We start from the raw sequence: 9,105 nt of genomic DNA, 5'->3' as shown, positions 1-9,105 counted from the left end.
AAATTCACTATGCCACTACACCTGGCTTGCGTTGAAGAGGCTCGCAACCAGACCGGTGTGTTCATCCTGGCGACCAATGACCACAGCGATACGCTGACCATGGCAGAGCTGTTGGCCACCTATAAAGCGCAGCAAAATGTCGAACGGGGCTTTCGTTTTCTCAAGAGCCCGGAGTTTTTAACCTCCTCACTGTACCTGAAAAAACCGGAGCGGATTGAAGCGCTGCTGATGGTGATGACCTGTAGCCTGATGATTTACGCCGCGTTGGAGCATCGTATCCGGCAAGGATTAGTGGAGCAAAACCGCAGCGTGGCGGATATGAAAAAGAAGCCGACCCAGCAGCCGACGGCCCGTTGGATCTTTTTGCGCTTTGGTGGCATCCATGAATATCGACTGGGAGACGCTCCGCCACAAGTAACGGAGCTAACAGGAGACCAGCAGATCATGTTGGAGGTATTGGGTGAGCGCTATCGGCAAATTTATTCCTAAATCAGGTGCGGAATGTCGGATTGATAAAGAGTCGTCCATTTTAGAGGTACAGGAAAAAATAATCCTATTGGAAGATCAATACAGAAGCTTTGAAATGGAATTGAAAAACCGTCGCTATCATATACAAGATGAGATTGATCAAAAGCAAGATTTGCTATACGACCTTCTCAATTTAGATGAACTTAAGGCAGAGTTTTATTCACAGGTTGATGATATAAATAGAACAATTAAAGCCAAAGAGGCTCAGCTTGATGCTGGTGAAGTCGAAATACGCAGGAGTTCAGCTTCCTTAGAACTAATACAGAAAAATTTAAATGATAGCCTCATCTCACTACAAGCACGAGAAGATGCCTTAACAGAAAAATCCAAAGACTTGGCAAGCATCGTGGATATTGAATCAAGAGAGCAGGCTAAAGTTATTTTTGAGCAGTTGCTAAAAGAAAAGACAACAGAGATAAAAGCATTGGAAGACAAAGAAAGGCAGGCTATTAAGTCTATTGATAACCTAAGAAGAAAATACGGTTCGTTTATGAAAATTCCAGATTAAATCTCCATAGATTCGATAGTTTACATGCCTGTAAGATAGTCCCAATAGTCTCTGCTATTAGTTACTTGATCTTCAAGCATGCATCCATACATGTTAGTCGATAAATTTTTATAAGCTCACAGGGATTCGCTTCCTAGCAGCTCATATCACCTATTAGTGCCTACTCTGGACTCTTTGCATCCAACGTCTGTTTAACGCCTTTTCTTACAGTCATCATATATACAGCAAATAACCCTGTGATACCAGTAACACCTGCCAGTACAAATAAAAAAGCTCCAGATGAATGGCTAAGAACAAATGCTCCTATGAATGGCGCTAGAAGCATAGAGCTGTTCTGGATTGCTTGCAGTCGTCCAGCTGCAATCCCAAGGCTAGCTTGAAAGTTTTCAGCCAGGTATACATTTGATGAGATCGCAAATCTAGAACTGAAAAGCCCTACAACAAAAAATACTATAGCCAATGATGCCAATTGTAATGTAAAGGGTTCATATAATATGGGTGCGATCAAAATAAACATACACATAGTAATAAAGGCAGGGAACAAGATCTCCTCAATTAGTCCTTTCAGAGAAGAAGACGTAGCATTACGAGCACTCCACAACCCATAGAGAAAGTTTCCTATAGCAGATGAAGATACTAATACACCAAGGGCACTTTTATCTAACCCGTTATCTCTAAGTAAAATTGGGAGTTGATTGTTGACCATGAAAACGGCGATAAAAAATATGGCCATTACTATGGCGTATGAATTCCAACTTTCATTACTCAATGTTGATGGCTTTGAGCTTGGTGAATTGTCCAGTCCATCTTTAACTGTTGTAGTCTTTATTGTCCAGAACACAAGGCAGCCAGCCAGCGTTAATCCACCTGAAATCACCAATGCATATTCATCCCTCCCGAATGACGCGATTGCTCCACCAAGTGCAGGGCCAGTTATCTTTGCTGCACTATTCATCATATTTAGCAAGGAATAGTAGCGAGTTCTGTTTTCCGCTGGTACACAACGAGCACTGATAACTGATATAGCTGGTGTGGCTATGCTATTAAATAGAGATCTAATTACAGCTATTGCCACAAAGATATATAGGTTGCTTGCAGTTAATAGTGCAACAGTCAGCAATGCCCTTAGCATCAGACTTGTACGTAACCAATAAAGAACTTTACAGCCATTAACAAAATTACTAATAAATCCGGTAAATATGATACCTGGCAATAGCATACTTGCGCCGATAATTGCTATCTCCATGCTATCAACTTGAAATCGATACACACATATTGTCAGTATGGCTATATAGTCAATCCATCCCCCGAACACGACCAACCCATCACCCAGTAAAAGTAGCTTGAGACGGTTTGTAAATGAATGAGTTATTTTATCCAAAAGAATACTCCTGCAACTTCATCTGCAATTTGAAGTGGTTTTGAAATTCCATTTTTTTCTCTAAATTCATCAACCGCTAGCTTACATCCTGGTAGATTATAATCATCAATGATGATGAATCCGCCATCGGATATTAGGTGATATACGTTATCTAGAACGTCTTTTGTTGAGCTATACCAATCCGCGTCAATTCTTACAACACTAAACTTAACATTAGCAGCTGATAATGATGGTAGTGTATCTTCAAACCAGCCTGGCATGAAAATTATGTTATCGTCGAGTAATCCATAACGATTAAAATTTTCCTTTACATCATCAATGCTTGCTAAGCAGTCTAGGTTATATATCGGAAGTGCCTTAGAAAATCGATACCAGAAATGATTTGCAAAAATCCCATCCTGGGTACTGGGAACCGGTAGACCTGAAAAGGAATCTGCTACATAAACCTTACGAGATGAGTTTAGGCTTTTCAGAACTCCAGCCATGTAGATTGAAGTCCCCCCTCTCAAAACCCCACAATCTAATACATCGCCAACAATCTTTTTTTCATTTGTGATTGTTATGGCATCTCGTATATTATTCAATGCGTCAACGCTAACGTATGTATGAATATTTCTAGATCTCTTGGTGTACTGAAGGATTTGGGTCAAGTCTTCTGCGCTGATATTAAGATTGATACCATCGTTCATTAATAAGTCTAGAGTCTTCTTTATTTCGTCCACTTCATCAGGTGTTGCTTTTGGACTATCAGGTTCATAGATTTTGTTTGTTAGCACTTTACTTAATAAATCAAGATACACGAAAACGCCCCTTTAATGTTACTCTAAAATAAGAATGCCAACATTAGCCAACTCTTGACAGAGCAGAACTTTCGACTCTAGGTTTAGGTCGCCAGAGAGCTGACTTGGAGTAAAGCAAACTAATCCCCTTGAGCAAATATAATCTATTTCACCCTGACAATAATCAGGAAGAGTTACATTCGAAGGCCTTGAAACAAGCGGTTTTCCTGGGCTGATTGTCGAACTAAAATATATTGATATAGAACCGTCACCAGTTCTAGCCTGTATATCAACACCTTGCCTTAGCCGTAGCTTTGTTGACTCAGTAATCGCATGTGATGCAGCAAGAGTTTCCAGGCGTCTATCGCAGGTCTCATGTTTGGTTGCGCTATATGCGATATCAAAGTCAGCTTTAATTACATCAAAAGGTACTTTCTTTAATCGATCTAAAAGTAGTTTTGTATTTTTATCAAGAAGATCTCGTTCAGTGAATGGATATATATTCTGTCTGAGTTCAACTATGTGCTCAGACATTAGCCGTAGGTATCCTTCCAGTACTTCAAAAATTTTTATTGGTTGCAAACCAATAGCCATATATAATGAGTGGCTATCTAAGCATCGTGCAGAATGTGGCGCTCCTGCTGGAATATATAATATATCTCCAGGTTCTAGAATAACCTCAATTGATGGAGCTCCAAGATCGACATCTTTAAAGTTCTGTTGAAGTGGAAGAGTTGGATTATCGATTACCTTGTCCCAAACATGCCAAACTTTACGCCCTTCTAGTTGGACAACAAAAACTTCTGTGGTATCAAAATGCGTATCAAGGCCTGGGAAGTTTGCGCCAGTAAGGAATGGTTTTGCGAAAACATATCCACCAAAAATGTCCTCAAGGCTTTTGCAGATCTTAGCGATGTCACTGTGACGATTATCAAGATCTTCTAGCTTAAGTGTCGCACCAGATTTGAACGCTTCAAGTACGAATTCTCGTTGTGTTGTTGCTTGACCATGATAGGTCGGTATCGTTATTGCCACCCCATCCTTAGTTATTCTAACTAAGTTATGTAGCATGCCCTCTCCAGCAATCAAATAGCGATCAAAGTCAGCTAGGGTGAACATATTGATGAGACTGCTCGCTGCTCTTTGGAAGAGTGGTTTTTTTTCGAAGTAAGTATTAAAAAAACTTTCTTGGTCAATAGACCCTATAATTTTATGCAACATTCTATAATCCCCTATTGAAAAAGGATGGTGTATACACACCATCCTTTTTCATACGTCCATATTCAGAACAGTACGTGCTGAACATGTTTCAGTGCAGCCGCAGAAACGAATTTAATATCCTTTTTATTCAGAGTCATTTTTTATTTCCTTATGAAATGAAGGTTGATGAATACCAGGAGAGCAGGCTCCAAACGGAGATTTCAATTTAATGACCGAGAAGTTAGATGTAAACACCTGCTAGCAGGAAGATGCACGAGTGTTGATTATTTGTAACAAGCGATAATCCGTAGGATGTTGAGTCGAGTAGTGATATTGACTGAGGAAAATGCATATTTGATATAGAAAATTCAAATTCTTTACCAAAATTAAGGCCAAAATATTTTTTTTGACCCTAAGCGATTATTTATATGGGTAACAAAAATCAATTGACATCTATATGTAAAATGTGGATTTGACTATAAATTAGATTAATAGACTTCTTTTACACGTCTTGCGATAACGCAGTGGTTTTTAATCTGGTAAATGAGCTTGGTTATAGTGAATCGCCCCCAGTTCCCTAGACACCTCACAGCCTTAAAATGAGGCAACTATTGGAGGTGTTATGACCCGTCAGCGTTATCCAGAAACATTCAAAATCGAAGCGGTTAAACAAGTCACCGAGCGTGGGCGGCCGGTAGCTGATGTTGCACGAGCCCTTGGGGTATCCAGCCACAGTCTGTATGCCTGGCTCAAGCAGTACGGTAAGCCCGCTGACCAGCTGCTCGAAGAGTCTGCCTTGCAAGCCGAGATACGCCGCCTGAAAGCCGAACTGCGCCAGGTCACCGAGGAGCGCAATATCCTAAAGGAGGCCGCAGCCTACTTTGCCAGCGAGTCAAGGAAAGGTACGCGTTCATAACCTCCCGACTCGACCGGTACAGTGTCGTTACCCTGTGCCAGACCCTGGGGGTTCACCGAAGTGGCTTCTACGCGTGGCTGAAACAGCCCGTATCACCACGACAGCAGGAGGACGAACGGCTGACCGGATTGGTCAAGCAATCCTGGTTGGAAAGTGGTGCGGTCTACGGCTATCGCAAGACCCATCGCGACCTTCGTGACGGGGGGAAGCCTGCGGCAAGCACCGTGTGGCCAAATTAATGAGGCGGGAAGGGCTGCGTTCGCAAACGGGCTATCAACGCCGCAAGGGGCATTATGGAGGCAAGAGCCCACAGGCGGCCCCAAACACGCTGGCTCGTCAGTTTAATGTGCCAGCCCCCAACATCTCCTGGGTGACTGACATTACCTACATCCGCACTCAAGAAGGGTGGCTGTATCTCGCGGTGGTACTCGACCTGTTCTCTCGCCAGATCGTCGGCTGGGCGATGAAATCACGCATGACGGCAGACTTGGCGGTGGATGCGTTATTGATGGCCGTCTGGCGGCGCAAGCCCAAGCAGCCGGTGCTGGTGCATTCGGATCAGGGGAGCCAGTTTACCGGTGGTGAATGGCAGGACTTTCTGAAAGCCCACAACCTGAGTTGCAGCATGAGCCGACGTGGCAACTGTCACGATAACGCTGTCGCCGAGAGCTTCTTCCAGTTGCTCAAACGGGAGCGGATCAAGCGCAGGATTTACGCGACAAGAGACGAAGCCCGCAGCGATGTGTTTGATTATATCGAGATGTTTTACAACCCAATCAGGCGCCATGGTTCCAATGATGGGCTGTCGCCGGTAGAGTTTGAAAGGCAGTTTATTTTTCAGCAACAGAGTGTCTAGAAAACCAGGGGCGATTCAATACGCAGATAAAGACGTTCGAAAAATTGTGTAAACTTTTTTATCGTAAACGCATCAAATGTTGACACGAACTACATTAATGATAGGTTTAATGCGATTTAAGGACATGTTGGTGAGATTTCAAGGTGGATAGATGCTGTGGTTACTTGCCTTGCACTCAACCAACTCACACACACAGTGGCAGTTATCCTGCCCTTCCTTTCTGAGTTAACCTTAGAGTTATCTGTAAAGAATACATATACAGACCCCTGTTAATTCAGGGGTTTTTGGTTTCTGATGCAGAGAAAATCGCCACATCCCGATTACCTCAATGGTTTCAACGAGACCATCACTGGCCAGCAGCTGCGCGAGCGGATCTGGGTCGATAACCCCCTCCGCCGCGATGGCTGGGGCGGCCGCCTGCTCGGCGCCATGGAGCAGTACGCCCAAAGCAAGGGCATCAGCAACTACCATCTGGAAACCACCAGTTTTCAGGCCCTCCCCTTCTACCAGAAGCAGGGTTACGAGGTCTTTGGCCAGCTGCCCGATATGCCGCCGGGGCATATCAGTTACTTTCTGAAAAAGCAGGATGAGTAATGACATTTCAGCCGCTGGCCAACGCCAAACTTGCAGCTCGTCCGTTCGAAGCGGCTGATGCCCGCCCCCTGTTTGAGCAGCGCCTTGAGGCGATGCGTCAGGATGGTCGTTATCACCAGATGTTCGCGGCTTACGGCGCCACGCCGTGAGCCACAAACATAAAAGCCAGCCGGTAAGGGCTGGCTTTGCACTGGCTCCGAAGGAACAACAGTAGGGGAGCGTTACTTCATTGCGCTGCCATTTTTCAGTTCTGCTTTCTGACGTTTGGCTTCGCGTTTCTCTTTCAGTGACATCTGCGGTTTTTTCTTGGCATCTTTGCCGTTGTGATGTTCTTTGTTACTCATCATCAAACTCCAAAAATGTTACCCAGACAGTTGGTTCCCGAAGGGAGCCAGCATGCCATCCGAATCATCAACTTCAGTACGCTTGGTGGGATGGCGCAAGACCATCACCAGACCCAGCATACCCTCCAGTGACATCCGGATCCAGCCTCATTCTCGTCCAAAAAATGTCGCGCGCAGCCCCCTGAGCGCGGAGACCAAACGACCTCGGCAGGAAAGACCAAAAAAGAGTAATTCGCATTATCAAATGCTGTCACATTTATATTGAGGCATCGCGAACAAGGTATTTACACGGATTAATATAGATTCCTCTCATTATTTACTGCTGTGCAAGCAGCCACTATTTTTAATAAGCATTCGCGATATCACCGGAAACATCAGGTTACAACTCTGAATAGTGTTATTTACGGTCAGGCCGATATAATGCGCGCCGCACCGATATATCCATCGTTATTCAGGAAACTGTGACATGAACCGAAAAACCAGAGCCGCCATGGTGTCGGTCTGCTCCAATATCAGTCTGATCATCATGAAAATGGTGGCCGGGTTTGCCAGCGGCTCGGTCAGTATCATCTCGGAGGCGATCCACTCCGCCATGGATCTGGTGGCGGCCCTGATCGCCCTGTTCGCGGTGAAAAAGTCCGATCTGCCACCCGATGAACACCACCCCTATGGTCACGACAAGATTGAAAATGTCTCCGGCGTTATCGAAGCACTGCTTATTCTGTTAGCCGCGGGCTGGATCATCTTCGAAGCCGTCGACAAGCTGATCACCCCCAGCCCCATCGAGAGCATTGGCTGGGGTGTGCTGGTGATGGTGATCTCGGCGCTGGTCAACAGCGGCGTCTCAGCCCACCTCTATAAGGTGGCCCGGGAGGAGGAGTCGGTCGCCCTGACTGCCGATGCGCTCCATCTCAAGGCGGACGTGCTCACCTCCGCCGGTGTTGCGGTCGGTCTTGGCGGGATCTGGCTGGCCGGTCTGTTCGGCCATTCACTCGCCATCCTCGACCCCTTGGTCGCCATTGCGGTCGCCATCTTTATTGTCAGGGAGGCGATCAGCATGCTCAACGAGGCCTTCCAGCCGCTGATCGACCAGAGCATGAGCCCGGAGGAGCTGGCAATGACCAGCCGCATCATCACCGAATGCTGCCCTGCCGCCGGCGGTTTTCACGATCTGCGCAGCCGCCGCGCCGGTCGCCGCCGCCATATCGACTTCCACCTCACCCTGCCCCCGGAGATGAGCATCGGCGATGCCCACGATATCTGTGATCGCATCGAACACGCCATCATGGCGCAACTGCCCCACGCCATCGTGCTTATCCACGTCGAGCCGGAGGAGCAAGAGATGCCCTCGCCGCTCGCCACAAACTGAAATGTGGCAAACAGGCGGGAAAGTGGCAGCGAAATAACGGAAAGTTGGCACAAACTCGCATTTTTACTGCCGGAAAGCCGATTGCATAAGAAGTGATCGGCACAACTGTGTTAGGGTGTCTCACCACCCTGCCGCAGGAGCCCGCCGTGAAAAAGCTGGAAATGAAAGATCTGACCGAGGCCGAAAAAGCCGAGATAGCCTTGTTGTTGCAAAAGGCACAAGCCAATGCAGACCACCAGCTGACCAACGGAGAGCGGAACAAGATCCGCGAAGAGGGTCGCCTGAAAATTGTGGCCGACCGCGCCGAAGCGGCCAAGGCAGCCTCCAAGCTGGCTCGCGAGAAAGCCAAAGAGCGCGCCAAGAATCAGGTACTACCGGAAACCTTCAGCTGGATTGATTCGGTCAGCAACAAGTTTCGCAGCAAGCGCTGATCACCTCTTTCAAAACGCCCGCTGGCATCTGGTGTCAGCGGGCGTTTGCATGTCAGAGCAGTGATATCACACAGCCATTTGCCGCAAATGAGCGATGAGAGAACCCGAACGGGCACTCCCCAACAAACGCCACCTTTGCATTTCCTCTCATTTTTTTACCAGAACTGGCTACATAATCAGGACAAAAAAGCCGAATCTG

10 protein-coding genes and 1 pseudogene are annotated in these 9,105 nt (G+C 46.3%); 7 read left to right on the top strand and 4 right to left on the bottom strand.

Annotation, left to right across the window (positions count from 1 at the left end):
• Together BN1117_RS16905 and BN1117_RS16900 are read left to right on the top strand one after the other, a co-directional pair.
• Nucleotides 1-489, top strand: a 489-nt coding sequence (locus tag BN1117_RS16905) for an IS1634 family transposase (protein WP_156130032.1), incomplete at its 5' end; no start/stop codon positions are given.
• Nucleotides 461-1,036, top strand: a complete 576-nt coding sequence (locus BN1117_RS16900) for a hypothetical protein (protein WP_040099280.1) — start codon at nucleotides 461-463, stop codon at nucleotides 1,034-1,036. The genes BN1117_RS16905 and BN1117_RS16900, both read left to right, overlap by 29 nt.
• Nucleotides 1,037-1,196: 160 nt before the next feature.
• Here BN1117_RS16900 and BN1117_RS19220 read toward each other — a convergent pair whose 3' ends face one another.
• The 3 genes from BN1117_RS19220 to BN1117_RS19210 are packed head-to-tail and all read right to left on the bottom strand — an operon-like array spanning nucleotide 1,197 to nucleotide 4,417.
• Nucleotides 1,197-2,417: an MFS transporter gene (locus BN1117_RS19220; protein WP_156130031.1), complete on the bottom strand. Its 1,221-nt coding sequence runs from the start codon at nucleotides 2,415-2,417 to the stop codon at nucleotides 1,197-1,199.
• Complete coding sequence (locus BN1117_RS19215) at nucleotides 2,405-3,217, bottom strand: TylF/MycF/NovP-related O-methyltransferase (protein WP_040099278.1); 813 nt, start codon at nucleotides 3,215-3,217, stop codon at nucleotides 2,405-2,407. The genes BN1117_RS19220 and BN1117_RS19215 overlap by 13 nt, the downstream gene beginning before the upstream one ends.
• 18 nt (nucleotides 3,218-3,235) lie before the next feature.
• Entirely contained in the window at nucleotides 3,236-4,417 is a 1,182-nt protein-coding gene (locus tag BN1117_RS19210; RefSeq protein ID WP_167334832.1) for a JmjC domain-containing protein, read from the bottom strand.
• A 601-nt stretch (nucleotides 4,418-5,018) separates the two neighbouring features.
• Here BN1117_RS19210 and BN1117_RS16880 point away from each other — a divergent pair.
• The 3 genes and pseudogenes from BN1117_RS16880 (at nucleotide 5,019) to BN1117_RS19920 (ending at nucleotide 6,911) form a co-directional block, all read left to right on the top strand.
• Nucleotides 5,019-6,168 (top strand): annotated as a pseudogene (locus tag BN1117_RS16880) (IS3 family transposase).
• Between the two features lie 294 nt (nucleotides 6,169-6,462).
• Nucleotides 6,463-6,762, top strand: a complete 300-nt coding sequence (locus BN1117_RS16875; protein ID WP_040099275.1) for a GNAT family N-acetyltransferase — start codon at nucleotides 6,463-6,465, stop codon at nucleotides 6,760-6,762.
• Entirely contained in the window at nucleotides 6,762-6,911 is a 150-nt protein-coding gene (locus BN1117_RS19920; protein WP_244463562.1) for a hypothetical protein, read from the top strand. The genes BN1117_RS16875 and BN1117_RS19920 overlap by 1 nt, the downstream gene beginning before the upstream one ends.
• Before the next feature lie 72 nt (nucleotides 6,912-6,983).
• Here the strand turns inward: BN1117_RS19920 and BN1117_RS19975 are convergent, their stop codons facing one another.
• Nucleotides 6,984-7,109, bottom strand: a complete 126-nt coding sequence (locus BN1117_RS19975) for a hypothetical protein (protein ID WP_019445191.1) — start codon at nucleotides 7,107-7,109, stop codon at nucleotides 6,984-6,986.
• A gap of 463 nt (nucleotides 7,110-7,572) precedes the next feature.
• Between BN1117_RS19975 and BN1117_RS16870 the strand changes: the two genes are divergently transcribed.
• The gene (locus BN1117_RS16870; protein WP_040099273.1) at nucleotides 7,573-8,475 is read left to right on the top strand and encodes a cation diffusion facilitator family transporter; all 903 of its coding nucleotides are present in this window, start codon (nucleotides 7,573-7,575) and stop codon (nucleotides 8,473-8,475) included.
• Between the two features lie 146 nt (nucleotides 8,476-8,621).
• A complete protein-coding gene (gene yjbD, locus BN1117_RS16865; RefSeq protein ID WP_005340165.1) occupies nucleotides 8,622-8,906 on the top strand; it encodes a DUF3811 domain-containing protein in 285 nt (94 codons plus the stop codon).
• Nucleotides 8,907-9,105 lie beyond the last annotated feature (199 nt).

The sequence above is a fragment of the Aeromonas australiensis genome (assembly GCF_000819725.1).
Taxonomy (GTDB): domain Bacteria; phylum Pseudomonadota; class Gammaproteobacteria; order Enterobacterales; family Aeromonadaceae; genus Aeromonas; species Aeromonas australiensis.
Note: the sequence above shows the minus strand (reverse complement) of the source record. Positions and strands in the feature narration are given on the sequence as shown.